Here is a 22886-nt window from a genome sequence, read left to right on the forward strand (position 1 = left end):
GGTGCGCATCTGCTAAACCGCCGCAGCCATGCGCGCTCTAGCCCCCCAGGCGAACGTCACGACCATCAGCAACCCCATGCCCGCCATCGCCGCGCCGGCCAGGGAAATCGCCGGGTAGCCCAGCCCTGCGTTGATCACCGCTCCCCCCACCGCTGCACCAATCGCGTTGCCGAAGTTGAAGGCGCCGATGTTCACGGCCGAGGCCAGGTTCGGCGCATCTTTGGCCGCTTCCATCACACGCATCTGCAACGGCGGCACGACGGCGAAGCTGGCGATACCCCAGATGAGGATGCTCACCGCTGCCGGTATCGGCCAACGCATCAGGAATGCGAAGGCCAGCAGGACCAGAATCAGTGCGCTCAGCGAGACGATCAGGGTCCGGTCGATCGAGCGATCTGCCGCCTTGCCACCCCATACATTGCCCAGGGTCAACCCGACGCCGAACAGCACCAGCATGGCCGTGATAAAGGGGGTAGACGCATGGGTCTCGTTGCTCAGGATCGGCGCGATGTAGGTAAACACGGTGAACATAGCACCGGAACCCACCACGGTCAGGGCCAGAGCCGCCAGTACCGAACCACGCCCCAGCACCTTGATTTCGGCCAGCACACCGTCGCTTTTCGGCAGCGGCAGGTCAGGCAGCGCGAACCACAGCGCGACCATGGTCACCAGGCCCAGTCCGCCAATGCCCCAGAACGCCGTACGCCAGCCAAGCAGTTCACCCAACCAGGTCGCCAGTGGCACCCCACCAATGGTCGCCAGGGTCAGACCCATAAACATCGCGGCGACGGCTCCGGCGCGCTTGTCCGGCGCGACCACACTGGCCGCGACGATGGAACCGACACCAAAAAACGCGCCGTGGTTGAGCGAAGTGATGACGCGGGCAATCAACAGATCGTAATAGCCGGTTGCAAGCGCCGACATTACGTTACCCAGGGTGAAAATGGCCATAAGCCCGACCAGCAAGTGACGACGGGGAATCTTGCCAGTGGTCAAGATCATCAGTGGCGCACCGAACAATACCCCCAGGGCGTAGGCGCTGACCAACAGCCCCGCAGTGGGAATCGAAACGCCCAGGTCATTGGCGATGGTGGGCAACATGCCCATGGGCGCGAACTCAGTGACGCCAATGCCAAAGGCACCGACAGCAAGGGCTACAAGGGGTGGATTGATACGCATGGAAGACTCCTCATTTATGCCGCAAATGCTACGATCAACGCTTTGACGGCACTAGACCGTTTAATTGGCAATCACCTTTGCGCGCGAGGCAAAAATGGATTTCAACGGCAGATCGGGTGAGATGGCGGTATTCGCGATGGTGGCGCAGGAAGGCAGCTTGTCGGCAGCAGCGCGGGCATTACGATTGACGCCCTCGGCCGTCAGCCGCGTCATCGCACGCACAGAACAACGCCTGGGCACCCGCCTGTTGATTCGCACGACCCGCGCCCTCGCCTTCACAGCCGAAGGCGAGGCGTACCTTCGCGGGGCCCGGCGCATCCTGGCCGACATGGCGGAAGTCGAAGAAGCCATCGCCGACCAGGGTGCGCCCAAAGGCCGGCTGCGGGTCAGTGCGGCCCTGGGCCACGGCCGCATGACCATCGTGCCGTTGGTGGCGGCGTTCAGCGCCCGCTACCCAAACATTGTGGTGGACCTGACCTTGGGCGACGAAGTGGTCGACATCCTCGGCGGCCAGGCTGACGTGGCGATCCGCTTTGGCGACCTGCCAGACAGCCCGCTGACAGCCCGGCGCATCGGCGACACCGGCCAGGTCCTGGTGGCATCGCCGGAGTACCTCGCGCAACACGGCACGCCTCTGGAACCCAACGACTTGCTGCGCCACAACTGCCTGCGCTTCAACTTCCGCCGTGCGCAATCCGATTGGCCCTTCGCCCGCGACGGCAGGGAGTTTTCCCTGAAGATAAACGGCAATATCGAATGCAGCAGTGGCGAAGCCCTCGCTCAACTGGCGCGATTAGGCGCCGGTATCGCACGCATCGGCGAGTTCACGGTTGCACAAGATCTGCAACGCGGTGACCTGGTGCGCCTGCTGGAATCCTGGAACCCCGGCGACCGGGAGCCGATCCACGTGGTGTTTGTCGGCGGTGCGAGCATGCCAGCGCGGATCCGCGTGTTTGTGGACTTTTTGCTGGAGCATCACCGGCTATAAACGTGCAGGCTTGTGCAGCCGCTCAAGCACCTCGTCAGCCGCCTCGCGCCATGCCTGCGTCGCGCCTTTGTTTCTCAACACCGCCAACCCGGCCGCCGTAAAGGTGCCCGGTGTCGCAATCGCGCGCCCCAACGCTTCCAGGCTCGCGGATGGCTGGTGGCGGGCGCTGGCCAGACAGTCTTGCAGGTTGCCCATCACCAGTTGGGCGGCCTGGTCCTTGGACAGGCCTTTGTCGGTAAACCACTGCTGAAGATCACTCAGGAAAAAATAGAACCAGCCGTTCATGCAGGCCGCGACAGTGGCCAGTTCGAACGCCTCTTCCTCGTCCAATACAACCAATGAACCGAGCGCGCCCAGCAGCGTTGCATGGGGTTCGCCACCGGGCGTGACCACCACGGTCGCCTGGTTGATCTGCGCGGCATAGGACAGCATGGCGCGCACCACACGCGCTTGCGGGAACCGGCGTTGAAGCTCGGCCAGCTTCAATCCCGCCACCAGCGACACCAGCGTTTGCTCAGGTCTGAGCTGCACTTCATTCGAAAGCTGATCGACCACCTCCGGGCGCACGCCCAGGACCAACAAGTCCGCCCCATCGACCACCTGTTGATTGTCAGCCATCACCTCACAGTCCCACTGTTCAGCGAGTTGCTGCGCACGTTGGTGGTTACGCGGGGACAGCAGCACCCGCCCGCCAAACTCGCTGCGCCGCAGGCCGATCACCACCTTTTCCGCCAGCTCACCGACGCCCAGGATTCCAATCTTCAGCACACTGTCCGCTCCGATTAATTCTGTAGTCGAGTGCATCATAGGCACGATTGCTGTCTTCATGCAGGCAGGCGTTCACGCTACACTCGCCGCTCTTAACATCGGCCAGGAAGGCAAGCATGAGCACTCAAGGGAAAGACCGGCAAATCGACAACATCGAATTCAACGTCAGCGATATTGCCCGCAGCAAAGCCTTCTACGGCGGCGCGTTCGGCTGGACGTTTATCGATTACGGCCCCACCTATACCGAGTTCAGCGATGGGCGTCTGACTGGCGGGTTCACCACGGGGGAGCCGGTTCGGCCGGGTGGGCCTCTGGTCATTTTGTACGCCGATGACCTCGATGCCACGCAGCAGCGGCTCAAAAGCCTGGGGGCTGTCATCACCCGCGAGATATTTTCGTTCCCTGGTGGACGCAGGTTCCACTTCACCGATCCGGATGGCTATGAACTGGCGATTTGGAAGGCTGATCAATAGGCCTCGACCCGACGCTTAGGCGAAGGCATCAATCGTTCTCCCTCAAGACCCACCTTCACAGGCCCTTTATTGCAGGGTTCGCCATGGGCGGTTCGCAAATGTCCTGCCTTCCCGCGCCTGTCACACTCATTCCCGAGCCCGGTAAAGACTATGCAATGGAACTTCAGAGGGTCAAAATCAGCACGTTCAAGGCCGGTTGCGTGATTGCCGTTCGCCAACCCGGCTTGTATTCATGGAGGAAAAATGCGGATCTACATCACAGGTGCATCTTGCGCGGGCGTCACCACGCTGGGTCGCAACCTCGCGATACGGCTCGGTATACGACACGTCGACGTCGATGATTTTTACTGGATGCCCACAAACCCTCCATTCACCACCAAGCGACCTCCCGGCGACCGCGTGTCCCTGATGCAACAAGCACTCGGTGACGACGACTGGGTGCTGACCGGTTCGTGCATGATCTGGGGCGATGCGTTGATCGCCGATGCTGACTTGATTGTGTTTGTGGTCACACCCACGCCCGTTCGCCTCGAACGGTTGGCGGCCCGCGAAAAGGCCCGCTTTGGCGATCGGATCACACCCGGTGGTGATATGCATGCGATACACGCGGCCTTCCGGGAATGGGCTTCGCAATACGACGACCCGAATTTCTCAGGGCGCAACCGGGCGTGGCACGAATCATGGCTGTCACAGCAGACGGTACCGGTCTTACAGATTAACGGGATGCGCAGTGCTGAACAGATGGCCGCTGAAGTCGCTCAGGCGGTGTCGCAAATGCCGAAACAGCTCAAAACATGAACGGCTGAGACTGTCCAACGACTTCCACTCCCCTTATCCTCACACCTCCCCGCACCCACGAACCCGGAGCCGCCATGGACCTCGCCACCCTCGCCCTATTCCTCCCCGCCTGCTTCGCCCTGAACATGGCGCCGGGCCCGAACAACCTGCTGTCCGTGAGCAATGCCACTCGCTATGGCTATCGCACCTCATGCCTTGCCGGTATCGGTCGCCTGCTGGCCTTTGCCGGCATGATCGCCCTCGCCTCTGCAGGCTTGGCGGTGGTGCTGCAGACGTCGGAGCTGTTGTTCTACGGGATCAAGATTCTGGGAGCGGCGTATCTGTTTTACCTGGCGTTGCAGTTGTGGCGCGCGAATCCCGAGGCTGAGGCGCAGGCGGGTACGGCCAAGGTCGGATTGTGGGCATTGGCACGGCAGGAATTTTTAGTGGCGGCGGGCAAGCCAGGCGATGCTCAATATAAACTTGTATGACAGACTGCTTTCGGCCAGAAGCGGTCACTGCGCATCACATCCCCGGCCTGAAAGCCTGGATAGCCGAGTTGACCGTTCACGATGCAGTGCAGCAGCATGTGATCAATGATTAAGTGCTTCCAGGAAACCTATGCATAGCCCTGTAGATCTTCATGAGTTGTTGGCGCACGTCAGAGATCAACCGTCGTTCATACGATTTATCGAAGCCCTCGGTGTAGATTTCGCCAGCGGGCGTTTAATTGAAAAGACATCGCCTTCATCGGTCTATGGGCCAAGTGCTCTTGGCTGGGAAAATGTGTCCGTTGACGCGTTTTTTGATGCTGCAGCTTCGTGGGCAGACGCCAGTTCCCGACTTGCCCAAGAGGATAGGTCGATACCCAATGTTTGGCATCGCTGTGCGGCCATTTTGCTGGCTGGGAAGTATTATGAGTGACACTGGTACGACATCCGCAACGTGGAAGGGAACCGTGGACGGGAGGTTGCCAAAGAACCAACGCAATAAGCTTTTGGTTGAAGCCGAAGCCTACGGTTTAACGTTGAATGATCTTGCTGCCACCTGCGAGGAATTCGGCGTGGCCCCCAGCAATCTGCTGAACGAGCTATCCATAGCGGTTGCTGAAGGCTACTTGGCAGGGGCTTTGACTTACGAGTTCTGCGATGGCGTCATGAACGGGCTCATCGCTGCCATCGTTGATGTGGGCATGACCAATGACATGCCGCAGCCTGCTTTCTCGCTTTATCAGGCCTTTGATCAGGGGGAGTGGGTGCGCCATGATGATCCGCCGGAGATTGATACCATTGAGAAATATGTGAAGCCGCTGGTTGTGCAGATAGTGCGTGAGTTTCAGGGTGGTAGCGGATATCGGTCAGAAGCAGATCTTTAAGCTGGAAAAATAAATCCTTCGAATTTCTTCCCGCTTTGAGAGTTTGTCTACGCACTTTTACGCTCTCTGGGCTGGTAAGCAGAGTTGGGAAATCAACTCGTCCCCTCTTCAAAGTAGGTGCAAATGATGGCTCCCTTCGTTCTTCAGGACTTTGACGTTGGATGGGTCGCTACCGACGCCCTCGGACAGGTTGCGCTCTTCACTACAGGTGGCCCCGGACCAGTTCCTGATTCCGCGATACCCTCCGTCGAAAACTCCGAAGAATTTGTCCTTTCCTTGCCGAAAGTGTCCGATGTAGATCGGGCCACTGTTGGGGCTGGTGCAAACGCTTTCGTTGAATTTGCTAAACGTGGGTTCTTTGCGTACGACTGGTCGGACGTTCATCGCGATTCACGCCAGGCGTTGAGGGGGTATGAGCTGCAATACCGTCCCCAGAATCCACTGAAACTATTCGATTTGCCTGCCCCATTACGGGCATTGACTGAGGTTACCCGGCTATCCCAAGTAATCTTCGGAGCATCCATCATAGTGATAGGTGATCAGGTTTCTTAGCCTTTATTCGGCGATTAGGGACCGCTTTTTTGGGGCGGAAGCGTTCAGTTGCGTACGGTAGCTATCGGCCATAAGCGGACGTATGCAAGCAACCGCTACCGGCCCTTTACGACAGGCAGCAATTTGCCGGTTAGTGGGGCTTATCCGAGACGAGTATGAGCGGAACAGAAAGGACCGTTCATTACTCAAACTTTAAATCGACTAATCAACACGCCAAAGGATGTGGCCAAGCGCGACAATTCGTAGCTTGAAGCATTGGTTTGATGTGCTCCGGCCGCTGTTTGTGTTGAAAGGTCCTGAATGTTTATCAGGTTACGATCAACCTCACGTGCAACCTGAGCCTGTTCTTCAGCGGCACTTGCGATCACGAGGTTCCTTTCACTGATGGTTGAAACACCCTCGGTGATTCGTTCAAGAGCCTGGCCAGCCTCCACGGACTGCGCCCGCGTATCGGCTGCCAGTTCTTTACTTTTATTCATCGCGAAGACGGCTTCATCAGCTCCAGAGCGCACCTGTTGCATCATCGATTCAATGTCCGCCGTCGATGCTTGGGTCCTATGGGCAAGAGCGCGCACCTCATCCGCTACAACAGCGAACCCACGCCCTTGCTCGCCCGCCCTGGCCGCTTCAATGGCTGCGTTCAAGGCCAAGAGGTTAGTCTGCTCGGCAATGGCTCTGATCACATCAAGAACTTTAGTGATCTCGTTGATGCGGGTGGCAAGCACCTCAACTTTGGCAGTTGAATTTGAAATCTCATCCGCCATCAATCCAACTGAATTAACAGCTCTGCGTACCTGATCACGACCTTCTACAGCATTGCGGCTGACTTGCTCTGAGGCTTCAGAGGCACCCGCCGCATTTCTGGCGACTTCATCTACGGCTGCAGTCATTTCGTTCACCGCCGTCGCAGCTTGCTGAATCTCATCATTCTGCCGCGTCAGGCCGCGTGAGCTTTCTTCAGTAACCGCGTTTAACTCTTCAGATGCAGAGGCCAATTGGTCAGCAGCGCTGCCAATTTCGCTTACCGTAGTTCGTAAGTTATTCTGCATTTTATCGAGTGCGCTCAGCAGTACACCGACTTCATCTCGTCCACTGATTACAATGTGTTTAGAAAGGTCACCATCAGCCACTTCCTCAGCGCTTCGCAACGCGATGGATAGAGGAAGAGTGATTGAACGTGTGATAATCAGTCCCAAAGCGATGGCTGCTAGGAAAGCAATTATTACACCTATACCCAATATCCAGTAAGCACTCTTTGTCTCGGCCTTTGCTGCATCTGCTACCTCACCGCTTTGGCGATAGTTGGAAGCAACAATAACTTGAAGATTATCACTTACTCCCTTGAATGCCGGCGAGACTTTCTCCTGGAAAATCTTGGTAGCGCCATCAATATTACCTGCCTTAGCTAATTCGATCACTGTGCGTGCATCCTGCAAATAGGCTGGCCAGTTTTTTTCGAACTGATCACCTGCCGCACGCTCGTCATCAGCGAGAGGAGTTTGTCGGTACTCCTTGAAAAGTCGGTCAGCCTCTTTCTCGTTTTCAGACATGGATTGAACAGCAGTGTCAAATTTAAGATCTTCTTTTGCGTACTTGTAGAGTAGAGCAGCGTGTAAAGATCTGGAGTACGAAAAAACACTTGCGCGGGCATTAGCTGTATTATAAACAGAAATTAAATTATTGCTTACAATGCCTTCTATTGCTTCTTTTTGCTTAGTGATACCTGAATAGCCTAAGAATCCCACTCCTAAGGTGATCATTGCGCACACTAAAAAAGCAGAAATCAGTCGCGAGGAAAGCTTGGTTCTACGTAATGTGTCCATAAGACTCTCGAAAATTATTAATTGGTTATCCAATCAGGCTTGGTGCGAGTACTGTGTCGGAAGAAAAACCCATAACTATAATTTTTATTTTATTGTCCTGATAAATGACCTTTTTTAAGGCGGAGGCTGGTTTTTTTGATAGTAATCAACAGCTGAACGAGACAACACAATAGAATTTCTATCGAGTCGATAGCGCATGCATAAATGATAGGGTTTAAATAATTTAACCCGGGTTTTAAGCGAATGTAAGCCAGGCGATTGCCTACTTCAACGGCCGTAAAGGGTCGGAAGTCGTCGCTCATGAACGTCTGCTTTTGGCCGATTGCTGCCTATCCTGAGGTCAGCAGTAACAAGCAGACGGCACAAAGCGGCCTCCTATCAAAAGAGTCCGAGGGGACAGTCAAGCAGTGTCGACTTCATCCTTCTTGCCTGCTCTCCATCTAAAACTGAGCCTGTCATCGGAGTCAATTACAAACAGCCCTGACCAGATAGCCAACCAGAACTGAGCTGTCACAAGCGGGGAGAGTGCCATGAACTGCCCAATCCCTCGAAGGAGTGTTTGTATGACTGGTTTGCGGCGTCGGCCTGTTGCGTAAGGCGAATACACTCGATTTCGGGGAAGCCCAAAGCACAAACGCCAATAAATGGCGATTTCTCCCTTAGCAAACTTTATCGAGTTACAGTTCCACCAATGCCCCCACCGATACATCCACTTATCATTCAGGAGCCAATTTTGGGACAGGTATGAACGCATAGTATTACAAGGTGGCAGAGCCTCTCCGCTCGAAAGCCTTACAACACACTGCCGCAATTCAACCTCTTCGACTGAGAATGCTATTTCCTCTCGGGCGCCTCCAACAAAATCCAGAACCGGAACATTTATCAAATTCCAGATCATCGGGGTTCGGTCAACGTCACAGACAGATATTTTGTCCTGATAGCGAATGCCAGCGCCACGGGCTTCGAAATAAAAATCCACATTTGACAGCCTCTGGCCGGTCGATCTTAAGGCGAGCTTAGAGACATGTGGCTTGTGGTCTGTAGGCTGCGCCAGCCTCAAGGAATACTCGAGGTAGTCTCCTAATGGCTCCCACCGCGATCCGAGTCGATGGCGAGAATTCCATCTTCGATGTGATCCAACATAAGTCTTGTGTAGCAGCACCCTGGTTACACGCTGCCAAACCCAGGAAGCGGCCTTTACGATCAAGTTGAACGGAAGAGGCAGATCCAAATTAAACTCCAAAGCGTAAGCGCGCAGGACGGTCGGTTTTAGCATCTTATGCGTCACTAAACCATGAGACCTCCTGAATGGCCAGCAGCGACTAGGTGATATAGATGATCTGAAGAATCCACCAGCAGACTCACCGTCGAAGGTCTACGTGTTAGATCTGCTGGTCGAGTAGGATGCTTCTGGGGCCAATAAGTAAGCGAGATGCAAAGCGGGTCGGGATCCACCAGCAAACGGTGCATACCGACCTGTCCCAAGCACTCGAGATGCCGCGTTGCGTGGGTAGATTACGCTTTTGCGTTTTTTCGCCAGATTGCGTGAAAAGCCTTTCCACGCGGATAAACACCTGATTTCATGACACGGTGTTCAGCTGTTTCAGCGCGACACCTTGCTGAAAGCCCGGCTATTTCGTCGGGCTTTTGCTTTGTATTTATTCGTAGAAGTGTTCCCGCACAGAGGTGACCTCGATATTGTGCCTTTTTAAGATGTCACCCAGCCCTTTGTAGCCATTGTTAGGGATCTGGCAATTATCTACCAACGTCTCGTAGATCGTCTCCAGTTCGGGTTCCTCGTGACCACCTTCAAAAATCAATTCCTGCGTCTCACCGTCGCGGGTGTACATCACCTGCCAAATTGCCATCTGACATTCCTCAAGTATTCGGCCTACTAAGATACCAAAGGATCGTTCGGTGGAGCTCATTGAGGCAAAAATTATCAAGATGCATTTGGATTCCCATCTTAAATCTTGACCACCTGCACCTCCTTTGATGCTGTACACCTCAACCGCCGGCACCATCGCCTCGATCAGGCTCATCACGCGTTCGCTCATGTCGCCGTACAGCGCATAGTTGGAGGAGAACGGGACAATCCCGTGCTGCTTGAGCTTGTGCTTGATCTGGAAATACGGCTCTAGACTAAGCAGTCCTGGACAATATGACCCTATGTGCGGCTTTGTGCGCCACCATACTCTTACAACCTTCCAGTTGCCCCCAAAAGCCAATGCCGCTTATAGTCCGCCCCGTCGCCCACATGGCGATCAGGTTTGGCGACCTGACTATCGGATGCAGAAGCACTGCGCTTTTTTGTAGAGGCTGTTGCACGCCTGCAAAGCTGTCTTAATGGCGGCTGTGCGCGGGAGACCTTCGGGTCTGCCGGGTTTTCCGATACCGGTTCGCCAACCTGCGTACAGCTGTCACCCTATCGTTTGGCGACGATTAAGTGACGGTTAATGACTGCACTTATCGGAGTTTTCAAAATGGAACGTTACATCCCTCTCACTGGAATCGATCTGGTCCCAGCCTCTCTGTTCATTGACTCAGAAGCGCCGCTCGATGTACTGCAAGCGATGGCAGATTACCGCATTCGCACCGTCACTCAGGTGTTGGAAAACATTGCCTTTCGCAGCGAGTTGGAAGCTGATTCCGTCGTGCTTTCTGACTTCGCGCAGTTGCTGGCTATCCCCTTGCGAAATGGCTGCGACCTGATGGATATCATTGGGCAACGCTTACGGGCTGAGGTTTGTACCACTGACGAAGTACCTGCAAGCCAAAGCTAAGTCGGCTCACACGCGTGGGTGCCATAGCAGCCCCCACGCGCACATTGTCCAACCACCCCACTCCCCCTTATCCTCACACCTCCCCGTCCGCCGCGAATCCGGAGCTGCCATGGACCTCGCCACCCTCGCCCTTTTCCTCCCCGCCTGCTTCGCCCTGAACATGGCGCCGGGCCCGAACAACCTGCTGTCCGTGAGCAATGCCACTCGCTATGGCTATCGCACCTCATGCCTTGCCGGTATCGGTCGCCTGCTGGCCTTTGCCGGCATGATCGCCCTCGCCTCTGCAGGCTTGGCGGTGGTGCTGCAGACGTCGGAGCTGTTGTTCTACGGGATCAAGATTCTGGGAGCGGCGTATCTGTTTTACCTGGCGTTGCAGTTGTGGCGCGCGAATCCCGAGGCCGAGGCGCAGGCGGATATGCCCAAGGTCGGTTTGTGGGCATTGGCACGGCAGGAATTTTTAGTGGCGGCGGGCAATCCGAAGGCGATCCTGATCTTCACGGCCTTCCTGCCGCAATTCGTGGTGCCCGGCGAGCCGATTACGCCGCAGTTCGCGCTGCTGGGCGCGCTGTTTCTGGGACTGGAGTGGATCGCCATCAGTGCCTACGCCTATATGGGCCTGCATATGCGGCGCTGGTTTGCCGAGCCTCGGGGCAAGCGGATCTTCAATCGCTGCTGCGCCGGGTTGTTGTCGGCGGCGGCGTCGGTGTTGTTGATGGCGCGCAGGGCCTGAACGATGACTCGCGACGAACTCGCTGCCTTTTACCAAGGCTATATCGACTGCCTGAACCGTCAGGATTGGGAGCACTTGGGTGACTTCGTGCACCCGGACGTGACCTACAACGGCGAAGTCGTCGGCCTCGCCGGCTACCGCGCCATGCTGGAGCGGGATTTTCGCGAGATACCGGACCTGGTGTTCCGCATCCAGCTGCTGGTGGCCGACCCACCGACCGTGGCCAGTCGCCTGAACTTCAAGGTCACGCCCAGGGGCGAGTTCTTCGGGTTGCCGATCAATGGACGCCAGGTGACGTTCGACGAAAATGTGTTCTATGAGGTGGTCGACGGCACGTTCGCCCACGTCTGGTCGGTGATCGACAAAGCGACCATCGCGCAGCAACTGGGCGGCTAAACTCCACAGGGCCATTCTCACGTGGAGACCGATCATGACCCACAAAAACACGCTCTGCCTCTGGTACAACGGCACCGCCCTTGAGGCCGCGACCTTCTATGCCCTGACCTTTCCGGACAGCCGGGTGAATGCCGTGCACCTGGCGCCCGGCGATTATCCGTCCGGCAAACAGGGCGATGTATTGACCGTGGACTTCACCGTCTTGGGCATCCCCTGCATCGGCCTCAACGGCGGGCCGATCTTCCCGCATACCGAGGCGTTTTCGTTCCAGGTGGCCACCGATGACCAGGCCGAAACCGACCGTTACTGGAACGCCATCGTCGGCAACGGCGGCCAGGAAAGCGCCTGCGGCTGGTGCAAGGACAAGTGGGGGCTGTCGTGGCAGATCACCCCACGTGTGCTGACCGATGCGGTGACCCACCCCGACCCGGCGACGGCAAAGCGCGCCTTTGACGCGATGATGACCATGAGAAAGATCGACATCGCGACGATTGAGGCGGCGATAGCGGCGGGCTAAGGCCGCGCATCCAGCATGGCGTTGGCCGCCAGGGCATGGACCTTGCGGGTGGGGTGCCATTCGTCCCAGTAATAATGCGCGTCGGGGTTGGCACACACCGGTTCAGCCTCCGGATAAGTGGCCTGGCACGGCGTATCGAGGTCGGTGAAACCATGGGCTGTCGGATTGGCGCGCAGTGTGTCGCTGAAAGCCAGGTGGTCGAAGTAGCTGACCTTCGCCGTACCGATCTGCGCCAGCACGGCCGGGAGTTTCTGCGCGAGCAACTGCTGGTATTTTTTCGCATTGTCGACCTGGTTGCCCTGCACCACCGCAGGCACATGGCTGAGGTCTGTGGTGCCCACCACCATCACATGCCGGGCACCCGCTGCCACCAGTTGCTCAGTGGCTTTGCGGATATTCGCCAGGCTCGATTCGCTCAGTGCCTCAAGGGTTTGCGAGTGGGAGAAGTCGGCCCACTCGAAAAAGTCATTGGCCGAGATGAAGATGAAGTACAGCGCCTTGGGGTCGGCCTTGTGGGACTTGGCAGCCTGCAAGTGCTCGGCGACCTGCCCCAATACGCCGGTGTCCTGGGAAGGCATCATCCAGGCGTAGTAATTGCCGTGGCCACTTTTGGCGCCGCCCACCGCGTAGTCGGTCAGCGGTGTGTGCAGAGCCTGGGCCAGGCCCTCGACGGCGGTCGGGCCGTTGCTCCAGCGCCCCTTCCAGTACAGCGGCCCAGGCAACGCCTGGGCGTCCTTGATGTGCTGTGCGGCGAGCTGTGTGGTGAGCGCTTCGCCCGCGCCGTTGTCGGAATAGCTGTCACCGAAGGCATACAGGTGATCGTAGGTCGAGGCGCCAAAGGCGGTCGAGGCGGACAGAGTCAGCAGAGCGGCCAAACACGCACGTCGGATCATTGCGTTTCTCCCGGAATGTCTGCACAGACTACCGGTTGGCGGCAACCACACAGGAACGATTGCGACGCGCACATATCCAGCGGCGGCCACATCACGGCTGTACAGCGACCACCCGGCTGGTTAGGCTTGGCGCCTGCAACATCCCGTTAAAGTTTCCGCGTCACCCGCCGTCACCCTGACATCCCGAATGGACTCAACGAGGCTCTCGTGCGTTTTATCACCCCGCTTTTGCTGATCGGTGGCATCGCCACCCTGGCCGGTTGCGTCACCCAGAAAACCCAGGTCGAAACCATGCTCGCCGGCGCCCTCGCCCAGCCCCTGGTGGAAAACAGCATCGTGCGCGAAGGCGACGTGCTCAGCTTCGAGCTGTTGATGCCTGGCGATCCGGGCGCCCTGCGCCGCACGTTGCAAGTCGAGGCCGCCTGTTCCTCGCCGCAACTGCACCTGCTGTACCTGGACGGTTCGCAACGGGTCTACCCCGCCAGTGCCGGCCGCTACAGTTCGCCCCGCAGCTTGTCGCCGCAGTTGCGTGCAACCCTGGCCGCCAACCAGACCTTCGTCCGTGCCTGCGCGGAAACACCGAAGCCCGACTGGCGCCTGGTACAGACCAACGAGCGCGACAACCAGGTGCTGATCGACGCCAACAGTATCAAGAACGCCAACGGCGAAACGCGCTTCTGGGCCGCCTTCGACAACCCGACGGTGCTCAACGACCTGCCCTACAACGCCCCGTACGCGCAAAAACGCGAACACTTTGCGGTGTCGTGCAAAGGCGGCACCTACAAGCAGTTGGCCGGCTACGACATGGATGCCAACAACCGCGTCAGCGACGGCCGGGTCGACAGTTTCCCTACGCCGCAGAACATCGCTGGCAGCAATGCCGACTACGAATTGCTGTTCAACAAAATCTGCGTCAACCCGGAAAAGATCACCGCACTGCCCGCGTTCAAGCCGCGCATGAAAGCACCGGCCACCATTGCCCTGACCTCGGTGCAACCGGCGGTGCTGGCGGCCATCGCCCAGCTGAACCTGGACAAACCCACCCGCTCGTTCAAATACGTCCAGTTCGCGGGCACCAGCAACTACCGTGGCAAGACCAGCGATAACCAAAGCACGCAATTCATCAGCCAGGACGCACCAAGCGGCCAGTTGGCCCTGGCCACCCGTGGCGACGGCTATGAGAGTCAGGCCGTGAGCTGGCGCAACCTGTTCCACCTGGTGTCCAAAGCCACCTACGGCGGTTCGGGCATGGCGGAAAGCTCGACCCTGACCCAACTGAACTTCACCGGTAACTGGAAGGCCCTCCCCGTGGGCGAGACCGTCACCTACACCACCGTACGCTCCAGCCTCAACAGCCTGATCGGCAGCAGCACCAACACGCAGACCAACCGTTGCCAGGTCGAGCGTGAACTGCCGGCCAGCGAACTCAACGCGAAACTGGCGGGCAGCGCCAAGGCGTTGTCCTGCCGAACCGACGACGACAAGTACAAGCGCGTCAACCACCTGTACTTCCTGACCGACTACGCCTACTTCTTTGAATCGAGCACCGACAAGAACGAGTTTTTCTACTCTGACTCGCGTATCGATAAATTCGAATAAGCCCCGTTGACACACTCTGCAATATTCCATGAAGATGGAGGCCTTGTTCAGGGTGTGTCAGCTTATGTCCGCAATGCCTTGCGTTAACCGTTCCGTCATTGGCTTGATTGCCAAGGCGCAAGGTTGCGTTGCGCACGCCCTCAAATCGAAGAAACAGTCGCTCATGTGACCGGGGCGCGCTGTCCCGTCAGATGAGCTGACAGGACATTGAGCGCGACGGTCTACTCTCCCTTGCACAATTGCCCCTGCCCTTCTGACGGTGACTCAAGCGGTCAATCATCAGGAGAAAGTGCATGTCATCGTTTCAAGGTATCTGGGTTCCCGTGGTCACGCCGTTCCATGACGGCGCCATTGATTTCATTGGCCTGCACCGCCTGGTCAACCACCTGCTGGAAAAACACGTGGCCGGGATCATGGTGTGCACCACCACCGGCGAAGCGGCGTCGCTGAGTCGGCAGGAACAATTGGCGGTGCTCGATGCGGTGTTGCAATGGGTGCCGGCGCACCGCGTGGTGATGGGCCTGGCGGGCTATAACCAGATTGAGCTGCTGCACTTTCAGCGTGAAATCCTGCAACGCCCGGTGGCTGGGCTTTTGGTGCCGGCGCCGAGTTACATCCGCCCATCCCAGGCCGGCCTGGAAGCGTTCTTCCGCACCGTGGCCGATGCCTCCAGCGTGCCGATCATTCTGTACGACATTCCCTACCGCACCGGCGCCACGTTCGAGCAGGCCACCTTGCTCAACATCGTCGCCCACGAACGCATCGTGGCGATCAAGGACTGTGGCGGCAACCTGGACAATACCCTCGCGCTGCTGGCCAGCGGTGAGGTGGATGTGTTGTGTGGCGAAGACCTGCAGATCTTCAACGCGCTGTGCCTGGGCGCGACGGGCGCGATTGCAGCCTCGGCGCACGTCAACACGGAACAGTTCGTGACGCTTTGCCAGCAGGTACGCGACAACCAGTTGGCCGACGCGCGGGCAACGTTCATGCAGTTGGTGCCGCTGATCAACACGCTGTTCATGGAGCCCAACCCGGCACCGGTGAAAGCCGCCCTGGCCCTGCAAGGCTTGATCGGCAGCGAGTTGCGCGCACCGATGCAGGCAGCCAGCGTGGCAGTTGTCGCCCGTTTGCAGCAGGTGCAGAACCTGCTCGGCTAATGCGCCAAAAACAGACAACGAGCGGACCGTCCGGTTGCGACCGGACCGATCCCGGCCTATCGTCGAACCCAGGCTTTGCCTTTTGCTGTCCAACCCATCCGTATTCAGGTGACGACATGCCCACGCTGCCCCGCCCCGCCGTGCTCGAACTGATCGGCAACACGCCGCTGGTTCGGGTCAGCCGGTTCGATACCGGCCCTTGCACGCTGTTTCTCAAACTCGAATCCCAGAACCCCGGTGGCTCCATCAAGGACCGCATCGGCCTGGCCATGATCGACGCCGCCGAACGCGATGGCCGCCTGCGCCCCGGTGGCACCATCATCGAAGCCACCGCCGGCAACACCGGCCTGGGCCTGGCGCTGGTCGGCCGGGCCAAGGGCTATCGGGTGGTACTGGTGGTGCCCGACAAGATGTCCACGGAAAAAGTACTGCACCTCAAGGCCATGGGCGCGGAGGTGCATATCACCCGCTCCGATGTGGGCAAGGGCCATCCCGAGTATTACCAGGACGTGGCCGCACGCCTGGCCAGGGATATTCCGGATTCGTTCTTCGCCGACCAGTTCAACAACCCCGCCAACCCCCTGGCGCACGAAACCAGCACCGCGCCGGAGATCTGGGCACAAACCCAGCACGATGTGGATGCGATCGTGGTGGGCGTCGGCTCGGCCGGCACCCTCACCGGCCTGACGCGCTTCTTCAAGCGCGTGCAACCGGCACTGCAAATGGTGCTCGCCGACCCGGTGGGTTCGGTGATGGCCGAGTACAGCCGCAGCGGCAAGCTGGAAACGCCAGGCTCCTGGGCGGTAGAAGGCATCGGCGAAGACTTCATCCCGTCGATTGCCGACCTGTCCAGCGTGCGCCACGCCTATTCCATCAGCGATGAGGAGAGCTTCGATCACGCCCGGCAGTTGCTCAAGGCCGAGGGCATTCTCGGCGGTTCCTCCACCGGCACCCTGCTCGCCGCCGCCCTGCGTTATTGCCGCGAACAGACCACGCCCAAGCGTGTGGTCACCTTTGTCTGCGACACCGGCACGCGCTACCTGTCGAAGGTCTACAACGACCAATGGATGACCGACGCCGGCCTGTTGCACTACAAACACTACGGCGACCTGCGCGACCTGATTGCGCGGCGCTTCGAGGACGGCCGCGTGATCAGCGTGAGCCCCGACGACACCCTGCTCACCGCGTTCCAGCGCATGCGCCTGGCGGATGTCTCGCAACTACCGGTACTGGTGGACGGCCAGCAACTGGTCGGTGTGATCGACGAATCCGATATCCTGCTCGGCCTGCACCAGGACGCCAGCCACTTCACCCTGAACGTCGCCAGCGCCATGACCACGTCCCTGCAAACCCTGCCCCCCAGCGCCAGCCTCGCGCAATTGCAAGCGGAGCTGGATCGCGGCCTGGTCGCCATCATTGCCGACGCGTCGGGCTTCCATGGCCTGATCACCCGCGTCGACCTGCTCAACCACCTGCGGAGATCCCTTGCATGAGTCAGTCCGATAAAAGTGCGTTTGCCACCCGCGTGATCCATGCCGGGCAATCTCCCGACCCAACCACCGGCGCGCTGATGCCGCCGATCTATGCCAACTCCACCTACCTGCAAGACAGCCCCGGCGTGCACAAGGGCTTTGACTATGGTCGCTCCCACAACCCTACGCGGTTTGCCCTGGAACGCTGCGTGGCCGACCTGGAAGGCGGCAGCCAGGCGTTTGCCTTTGCCTCCGGGCTGGCGGCGATTTCGACGGTGTTGGAGTTGTTGGACGCCGGCGCCCATGTCGTGTCCGGCAATGATTTGTACGGCGGCACCTTCCGCCTGTTCGACAAGGTGCGCCAACGCAGCGCCGGGCACCGCTTCAGCTTTGTCGACCTGAGTGACCTGTCGGCCTTTGAAGCGAGTCTGCAGGACGACACGCGCATGGTCTGGGTCGAAACCCCGAGCAACCCGCTGCTGAGCCTCACCGACCTCAGCGCCATCGCACGCATCTGCCGCGCTCGCGGGATCATCTGCGTGGCCGACAACACCTTCGCCAGCCCGTGGATCCAGCGCCCGCTGGAGCTGGGCTTTGATGTGGTGGTGCACTCCACCACCAAATACCTCAACGGCCATTCCGATGTGATCGGCGGCATTGCCATCGTCGGCGACAACCCCGAACTGGCCGAACGCCTGGGCTTTTTGCAGAACTCGGTCGGCGCCATCGCCGGGCCCTTCGACGCCTTCCTCACCCTGCGTGGCGTGAAAACCCTGGCCCTGCGCATGGAGCGCCATTGCAGCAACGCCCTCGACCTGGCCACCTGGCTGGACCAACAGCCGCAAGTGGCGCGGGTTTACTACCCGGGCCTCGCGTCCCACCCGCAGCATGAACTGGCGCGCAAACAGATGCGGGGGTTTGGCGGGATGATTTCAATCGACCTGAACAGCGACCTGGCCGGCGCCAGGCGCTTCCTGGAAAACGTCAGGATCTTCGCCCTGGCCGAAAGCCTGGGTGGTGTGGAAAGCCTGATCGAACACCCGGCGATCATGACCCACGCCAGCATCCCGGCGGCGACGCGGGCGCAGCTGGGGATTGGCGATGGGTTGGTGCGGTTGTCGGTGGGGGTTGAGGATGTGGAGGATCTGCGTGCGGACCTGGCGCAGGCCCTGGCGCTCATATAAACAGCTTGCCCTGATCTATGTGGCGAGCAGCCTGGTTGTGGCGAGCGGGCTTGCCCCGCGTTGGGTGGCGAAGCCGCCCCAATAAAAACGCCGCATTCTTTCAGGCAGAATGCGGCGTCTGGTTTTAGGGCTGCTTCGCAGCCCAACGCGGGGCAAGCCCGCTCACCACAACAGGCCCGCTCGCCACAACAAGCCTGCTCACCACAGCACACCTGCTCAGCACAGCAAGCCAGATAGGCGTCAGGCGGAGGTGATGTTGGCCCGCGCCGCATGCAGCTTCTTGTAGCTGTCGATCAAGCGCAGATGCCGGTCCAACCCTTCCAGCTTCATGCTGGTCGGCGTCAGGCCATAAAAGCGCACATCGCCCTTCACCGAGCCAATCACCGCATCCATCCGCTCATCGCCAAACATGCGGCGGAAGTTGGCTTCGTAGTCGGCCAGTTCCAGGTCGTCGTCCAGTTCCATCTCCAGCACCGCATTCATCGCCTGGTAGAACAGGCCGCGCTCGACGGTGTTGTCGTTGTATTGCAGGAACATCTCCACGCACTCCTTGGCCTCTTCATATTGTTGCAAGGCCAGGAAGATCAGCAGTTTCAGTTCCAGGATGGTCAGTTGGCCCCAGGCGGTGTTGTCGTCGAATTCGATGCCGATCAGGGTGGTGATATCCGTGTAGTCGTCCAGCTCGCTTTCGATCAGGCGCTCGACCAACGCCTGCAATTCTTCCTCGTCGAGGCGGTGCAGGTTGAGGATGTCCTCGCGGAAAAACAGCGCCTTGTTGGTGTTGTCCCAGATCAGGTCATCCACCGGGTAGATTTCCGAGTAGTCCGGCACCAGGATGCGGCAGGCGGTGGCGCCGAGGTGTTCGTACACGGCCATGTAGGACTCTTTGCCCATGCCTTCGAGAATGCCGAACAGGGTCGCGGCTTCCTGGGCATTCGAGTCTGCACCTTCGCCGGTGAAGTCCCACTCGACGAATTCGTAATCCGACCGGGCACTGAAGAAGCGCCACGACACCACGCCGCTGGAGTCGATGAAGTGCTCGACAAAGTTGTTGGGTTCGGTCACCGCCTGGCCTTCGAAGGTCGGCGGCGGCAAGTCGTTCAGGCCTTCGAAGCTGCGGCCTTGCAGCAGTTCGGTAAGGCTGCGCTCCAGGGCCACTTCCAGGCTTGGGTGGGCGCCGAAGGACGCAAACACGCCGCCGGTGCGCGGGTTCATCAGGGTCACGCACATCACCGGGAATTCGCCGCCCAGGGAGGCGTCTTTGACCAACACCGGGAACCCCTGGGCTTCAAGGCCCTGGATGCCGGCGAGGATGCCGGGGTACTTGGCCAGCACCTGCGCCGGTACGTCCGGCAAGGCGAACTCGCCTTCGATGATTTCACGCTTCACGGCACGCTCGAAGATCTCCGACAGGCACTGCACCTGGGCTTCGGCCAGGGTGTTGCCGGCGCTCATGCCGTTGCTGAGGTAGAGGTTCTCGATCAGGTTGGACGGGAAGTACACCACTTCGCCATCCGACTGGCGCACGAACGGCAGCGAAACGATGCCGCGTTGTTCATTGCCGGAGTTGGTATCGAACAGGTGCGAACCGCGCAGTTCGCCGTCGCGGTTGTAGATTTTCAGGCAGTAGGCATCCAGGATCTCGCTCGGCAGCTCGTCGTTGGGACCTGGCTGGAACCAGCGCTCATCCGGGTAATGCACGAACGGTGCGTTGGCCAGTTCCTCGCCCCAGAACTGATCGTTGTAGAAGAAATTGCAGTTGAGCCGCTCGATGAACTCGCCCAAGGCCGACGCCAGGGCGCCCTCCTTCGTCGCACCCTTGCCGTTGGTGAAGCACATCGGCGAATGCGCATCGCGGATGTGCAGCGACCAGACGTTGGGTACGATATTGCGCCACGACGCGATCTCGATCTTCATGCCAAGGCCTGCGAGGATGCCGGACATGTTGGCGATGGTCTGTTCCAGCGGCAGGTCTTTGCCGGCGATGTAGGTGCCGCCCTCGGAAGTCGAATTCGGCATCAGCAACGCCTGGGCATCGGCGTCGAGGTTCTCGACTTCTTCGATGACAAACTCAGGCCCGGCCTGTACCACTTTCTTGACGGTGCAGCGGTCGATGGAACGCAAAATGCCCTGGCGGTCCTTCTCGGAGATATCCGCAGGCAACTCGACCTGGATCTTGAAGATCTGGTTGTAGCGGTTTTCCGGGTCGACGATGTTGTTCTGCGACAGGCGAATATTGTCGGTGGGGATATTGCGCGTCTGGCAATACAACTTCACGAAGTACGCCGCGCACAGCGCTGACGACGCCAGGAAGTAATCGAACGGCCCCGGTGCCGAGCCATCGCCTTTGTAGCGAATGGGCTGGTCGGCAATCACCGTGAAGTCATCGAACTTGGCTTCAAGCCGGAGGTTGTCGAGAAAGTTGACCTTGATTTCCATGGGGGGCACACCAGAATAACGGCTAAACAAAAATGGCCGCCATTATGAGGGGTTTCACCGCGAAGTTTCAGGCTTTTGAGCAATGGCTGGCGAATTGGCCAATGTGGATTAACCTTTTTGCGTTTGGCGCCGATGGACTGAGGGCAACCAGGGAGTAGTCGGAATGCGCAATAACCAGCCCGTAACACAGCGTGAGATTTCCCTCGCGCCTTCGCAAAAACTCATCTCCGCCACGGATGTCCGAGGGGTCATCACTTACTGCAACGACGCCTTTGTCGACATCAGCGGCTTTGAACGCGCCGACCTGATCGGCGCGCCGCAGAACATCGTGCGCCATCCGGATGTGCCACCCGCCGTGTTTGCGCACATGTGGGGTGCGCTCAAGCAAGGCCTGCCGTGGATGGGCATCGTCAAGAACCGCTCGAAAAACGGCGATCACTATTGGGTCAACGCCTACGTCACGCCGATCTTCGATGGCAGCCAGGTCGTCGGTTTCGAGTCGGTGCGGGTCAAGCCCACGGCCGATGAAATCCGCCGGGCCCAGGCCCTGTATCAACGGATCAGCCAAGGCAAACCGGCCGTCCCGCGCCAGGACGCCTGGCTGCCGGCCGCACTCGGTTGCGTGCCTTACGTGGCCACCGCAGTGGCCGGCAGCCTCGCCGGTCTGTTCCTCGACGCGCCGCTCGCAATTGCCGTGGCCGTCGCCGTCGCGGTGCCGGTGGGCGTGCTCTGCTCACGCTGGCGCCAAGGCAGCACACTGCGCCTGCTGCAGGGCGTAGAACCTTCGACTTCGGACGCCTTGATCGCCCAGATGTACAGCGACGCCAGCGGGCCACAGGCACGCCTGGAAACTGCGTTCCAAAGCCAGGCCGCGCGCCTGAAAACCTGCCTCACGCGCCTGCAGGACAGTGCCGAACAATTGAGCGCCCTGGCCGGGCAATCCGATCAGTTGGCCACCGCCAGCTCCAAGGGCCTGGACCGCCAGCGCGTCGAAACCGAACAGGTCTCGGCCGCCGTCAACCAAATGGCCGCCACTACCCAGGAAGTCGCCAGCCACGTCCAGCGCACGGCGGATGCCACCCAGCAAGCCAATGTGCTGACCGGGCGCGGCCGTGAAGTGGCACGGGACACCCGTGAGGCCATCGAACGTTTGTCCAGCGTGGTCAGCGAAACCGGCGCGACCGTAGCGCAACTGGCGCGGGACAGCGACGAAATCGGCAGCGTGGTGGACGTGATCAAGGCCATTGCCGACCAGACCAATCTGCTGGCCCTCAACGCTGCCATCGAAGCAGCGCGGGCCGGTGAGCAAGGCCGTGGCTTTGCCGTGGTCGCCGATGAAGTGCGCCAACTGGCGCAGCGCACGTCCCAGTCCACCACCCAGATCCACGGGCTGATTACCCAACTGCAGGCGTCGTCCAACAACGCCGTGCAAAGCATGGAGAACGGTCAACGCCAGGCGCAGGAAGGCGTGGCCTGGGTACTCGAAGCCGACCAGGCCCTGGTGGGCATCAGCGAGGCGGTGTCGCATATCACCGACATGACTACCCAGATCGCTGCCGCCACCGAGGAACAGAGCGCGGTAGCCGAAGAGATCAGCCGCAACATCACCACCATCGCCGAACTGGCCGACCAGACGTCGACCCAGGCCCGTCAATCCACGGACCTGAGCAAGGAACTGACGAACACTGCGTCCACCCAGTATGCGTTGGTGGAGCGGTTCAATCGCTGAGCCTTTGCTGAACGCCTGGCTAGCCGGTTTGTTGTGGCTAGCCGGTGTCCTG

At 59.2% G+C, this 22886-nt stretch carries 18 protein-coding genes and 3 pseudogenes; 14 read left to right on the top strand and 7 right to left on the bottom strand.

Annotated features, from left to right (window positions below):
* Positions 1–12: 12 nt before the first annotated feature.
* A complete protein-coding gene (locus BM110_RS10520; protein ID WP_093121142.1) occupies positions 13–1179 on the bottom strand; it encodes an MFS transporter in 1167 nt (388 codons plus the stop codon).
* 94 nt (positions 1180–1273) lie between these two features.
* On the opposite strand from BM110_RS10520, the gene BM110_RS10525 reads away from it, so the two are divergent.
* The gene (locus BM110_RS10525; RefSeq protein WP_093513420.1) at positions 1274–2167 is read left to right on the top strand and encodes a LysR family transcriptional regulator; all 894 of its coding nucleotides are present in this window, start codon (positions 1274–1276) and stop codon (positions 2165–2167) included.
* On the opposite strand, the gene BM110_RS10530 is transcribed toward BM110_RS10525, so the two are convergent.
* Complete coding sequence (locus BM110_RS10530; protein WP_093513329.1) at positions 2162–2935, bottom strand: NAD(P)-binding domain-containing protein; 774 nt, start codon at positions 2933–2935, stop codon at positions 2162–2164. The two genes, BM110_RS10525 and BM110_RS10530, sit on opposite strands and share 6 nt — an antisense overlap.
* 116 nt (positions 2936–3051) lie before the next feature.
* Between BM110_RS10530 and BM110_RS10535 the strand changes: the two genes are divergently transcribed.
* From BM110_RS10535 to BM110_RS10560, 4 genes and pseudogenes are all read left to right on the top strand, one after another.
* Positions 3052–3408, top strand: coding sequence for a VOC family protein (locus tag BM110_RS10535; RefSeq protein WP_093513330.1), 357 nt, complete (start codon positions 3052–3054; stop codon positions 3406–3408).
* 243 nt (positions 3409–3651) lie between these two features.
* Positions 3652–4206, top strand: a complete 555-nt coding sequence (locus tag BM110_RS10545) for an ATP-binding protein (RefSeq protein WP_093513332.1) — start codon at positions 3652–3654, stop codon at positions 4204–4206.
* A gap of 74 nt (positions 4207–4280) precedes the next feature.
* Positions 4281–4649, top strand: a pseudogene (locus BM110_RS10550) (LysE family translocator); the annotation flags it as partial.
* Between the two features lie 452 nt (positions 4650–5101).
* Positions 5102–5560: a hypothetical protein gene (locus tag BM110_RS10560; protein ID WP_093513334.1), complete on the top strand. Its 459-nt coding sequence runs from the start codon at positions 5102–5104 to the stop codon at positions 5558–5560.
* Positions 5561–6297: 737 nt separating this feature from the next.
* Here the strand turns inward: BM110_RS10560 and BM110_RS30095 are convergent.
* The 3 genes and pseudogenes from BM110_RS30095 to BM110_RS29335 form a co-directional block, all read right to left on the bottom strand.
* Positions 6298–7161 (bottom strand): methyl-accepting chemotaxis protein, encoded by an 864-nt coding sequence (locus BM110_RS30095; RefSeq protein WP_371914788.1) that lies wholly within the window; start codon positions 7159–7161, stop codon positions 6298–6300.
* Positions 7153–7935 (bottom strand): annotated as a pseudogene (locus tag BM110_RS30100) (MCP four helix bundle domain-containing protein); the annotation flags it as partial. The gene BM110_RS30095 and the pseudogene BM110_RS30100, both read right to left, overlap by 9 nt.
* Positions 7936–9929: 1994 nt before the next feature.
* Positions 9930–10073 (bottom strand): annotated as a pseudogene (locus BM110_RS29335) (DNA polymerase V subunit UmuC); the annotation flags it as partial.
* Between the two features lie 345 nt (positions 10074–10418).
* On the opposite strand from BM110_RS29335, the gene BM110_RS10580 reads away from it, so the two are divergent.
* The 4 genes from BM110_RS10580 to BM110_RS10595 all read left to right on the top strand — a co-directional run bounded on the left by BM110_RS10580 (position 10419) and on the right by BM110_RS10595 (position 12361).
* Positions 10419–10718, top strand: coding sequence for a hypothetical protein (locus BM110_RS10580; protein WP_093513337.1), 300 nt, complete (start codon positions 10419–10421; stop codon positions 10716–10718).
* Between the two features lie 109 nt (positions 10719–10827).
* Positions 10828–11448: a LysE family translocator gene (locus tag BM110_RS10585; protein ID WP_093513338.1), complete on the top strand. Its 621-nt coding sequence runs from the start codon at positions 10828–10830 to the stop codon at positions 11446–11448.
* Between the two features lie 3 nt (positions 11449–11451).
* The gene (locus tag BM110_RS10590) at positions 11452–11844 is read left to right on the top strand and encodes an ester cyclase (RefSeq protein WP_071488131.1); all 393 of its coding nucleotides are present in this window, start codon (positions 11452–11454) and stop codon (positions 11842–11844) included.
* Positions 11845–11878: 34 nt separating this feature from the next.
* On the top strand, positions 11879–12361 hold the full coding sequence (locus tag BM110_RS10595; RefSeq protein ID WP_092243970.1) for a VOC family protein: 483 nt from the start codon (positions 11879–11881) through the stop codon (positions 12359–12361).
* Here the strand turns inward: BM110_RS10595 and BM110_RS10600 are convergent.
* A complete protein-coding gene (locus BM110_RS10600) occupies positions 12358–13254 on the bottom strand; it encodes an SGNH/GDSL hydrolase family protein (protein ID WP_092243973.1) in 897 nt (298 codons plus the stop codon). The genes BM110_RS10595 and BM110_RS10600 overlap by 4 nt on opposite strands.
* A gap of 207 nt (positions 13255–13461) precedes the next feature.
* Here BM110_RS10600 and BM110_RS10605 point away from each other — a divergent pair, with 207 nt between their 5' ends.
* From BM110_RS10605 to BM110_RS10620, 4 genes are all read left to right on the top strand, one after another.
* On the top strand, positions 13462–14853 hold the full coding sequence (locus tag BM110_RS10605; protein ID WP_093513339.1) for a hypothetical protein: 1392 nt from the start codon (positions 13462–13464) through the stop codon (positions 14851–14853).
* A gap of 293 nt (positions 14854–15146) precedes the next feature.
* Positions 15147–16010, top strand: a complete 864-nt coding sequence (gene dapA / locus BM110_RS10610) for a 4-hydroxy-tetrahydrodipicolinate synthase (RefSeq protein ID WP_092243979.1) — start codon at positions 15147–15149, stop codon at positions 16008–16010.
* Positions 16011–16126: 116 nt separating this feature from the next.
* Entirely contained in the window at positions 16127–17503 is a 1377-nt protein-coding gene (locus BM110_RS10615; protein WP_093513340.1) for a pyridoxal-phosphate dependent enzyme, read from the top strand.
* A complete protein-coding gene (locus BM110_RS10620; protein ID WP_092243985.1) occupies positions 17500–18666 on the top strand; it encodes a cystathionine gamma-synthase in 1167 nt (388 codons plus the stop codon). The genes BM110_RS10615 and BM110_RS10620 overlap by 4 nt, the downstream gene beginning before the upstream one ends.
* Positions 18667–18906: 240 nt before the next feature.
* Here the strand turns inward: BM110_RS10620 and BM110_RS10630 are convergent, their stop codons facing one another.
* Positions 18907–21105, bottom strand: coding sequence for an OsmC domain/YcaO domain-containing protein (locus BM110_RS10630; RefSeq protein WP_093513341.1), 2199 nt, complete (start codon positions 21103–21105; stop codon positions 18907–18909).
* A gap of 223 nt (positions 21106–21328) precedes the next feature.
* On the opposite strand from BM110_RS10630, the gene BM110_RS10635 reads away from it, so the two are divergent.
* Positions 21329–22834, top strand: a complete 1506-nt coding sequence (locus BM110_RS10635) for a methyl-accepting chemotaxis protein (RefSeq protein ID WP_371914789.1) — start codon at positions 21329–21331, stop codon at positions 22832–22834.
* Positions 22835–22886: the final 52 nt, after the last annotated feature.

Origin of the sequence: Pseudomonas sp. NFPP28, from assembly GCF_900115535.1 — a bacterium.
Classification (GTDB): Bacteria; Pseudomonadota; Gammaproteobacteria; order Pseudomonadales; family Pseudomonadaceae; genus Aquipseudomonas; species Aquipseudomonas extremorientalis.

Excerpts from the sequence above, each read along its gene's own strand:
- BM110_RS30095 (WP_371914788.1), bottom strand. The coding sequence starts at position 7,161 with ATGCAGAATAACTTACGAACTACGGTAAGCGAAATTGGCAGCGCTGCT.
- BM110_RS10620 (WP_092243985.1), top strand. The coding sequence starts at position 17,500 with ATGAGTCAGTCCGATAAAAGTGCGTTTGCCACCCGCGTGATCCATGCC.
- BM110_RS10600 (WP_092243973.1), bottom strand. The coding sequence starts at position 13,254 with ATGATCCGACGTGCGTGTTTGGCCGCTCTGCTGACTCTGTCCGCCTCG.
- BM110_RS10590 (WP_071488131.1), top strand. The coding sequence starts at position 11,452 with ATGACTCGCGACGAACTCGCTGCCTTTTACCAAGGCTATATCGACTGC.
- BM110_RS10560 (WP_093513334.1), top strand. The coding sequence starts at position 5,102 with ATGAGTGACACTGGTACGACATCCGCAACGTGGAAGGGAACCGTGGAC.
- BM110_RS10580 (WP_093513337.1), top strand. The coding sequence starts at position 10,419 with ATGGAACGTTACATCCCTCTCACTGGAATCGATCTGGTCCCAGCCTCT.
- dapA (WP_092243979.1), top strand. The coding sequence starts at position 15,147 with ATGTCATCGTTTCAAGGTATCTGGGTTCCCGTGGTCACGCCGTTCCAT.
- BM110_RS10520 (WP_093121142.1), bottom strand. The coding sequence starts at position 1,179 with ATGCGTATCAATCCACCCCTTGTAGCCCTTGCTGTCGGTGCCTTTGGC.
- BM110_RS10595 (WP_092243970.1), top strand. The coding sequence starts at position 11,879 with ATGACCCACAAAAACACGCTCTGCCTCTGGTACAACGGCACCGCCCTT.
- BM110_RS10545 (WP_093513332.1), top strand. The coding sequence starts at position 3,652 with ATGCGGATCTACATCACAGGTGCATCTTGCGCGGGCGTCACCACGCTG.
- BM110_RS10585 (WP_093513338.1), top strand. The coding sequence starts at position 10,828 with ATGGACCTCGCCACCCTCGCCCTTTTCCTCCCCGCCTGCTTCGCCCTG.
- BM110_RS10615 (WP_093513340.1), top strand. The coding sequence starts at position 16,127 with ATGCCCACGCTGCCCCGCCCCGCCGTGCTCGAACTGATCGGCAACACG.
- BM110_RS10535 (WP_093513330.1), top strand. The coding sequence starts at position 3,052 with ATGAGCACTCAAGGGAAAGACCGGCAAATCGACAACATCGAATTCAAC.
- BM110_RS10525 (WP_093513420.1), top strand. The coding sequence starts at position 1,274 with ATGGATTTCAACGGCAGATCGGGTGAGATGGCGGTATTCGCGATGGTG.
- BM110_RS10630 (WP_093513341.1), bottom strand. The coding sequence starts at position 21,105 with ATGGAAATCAAGGTCAACTTTCTCGACAACCTCCGGCTTGAAGCCAAG.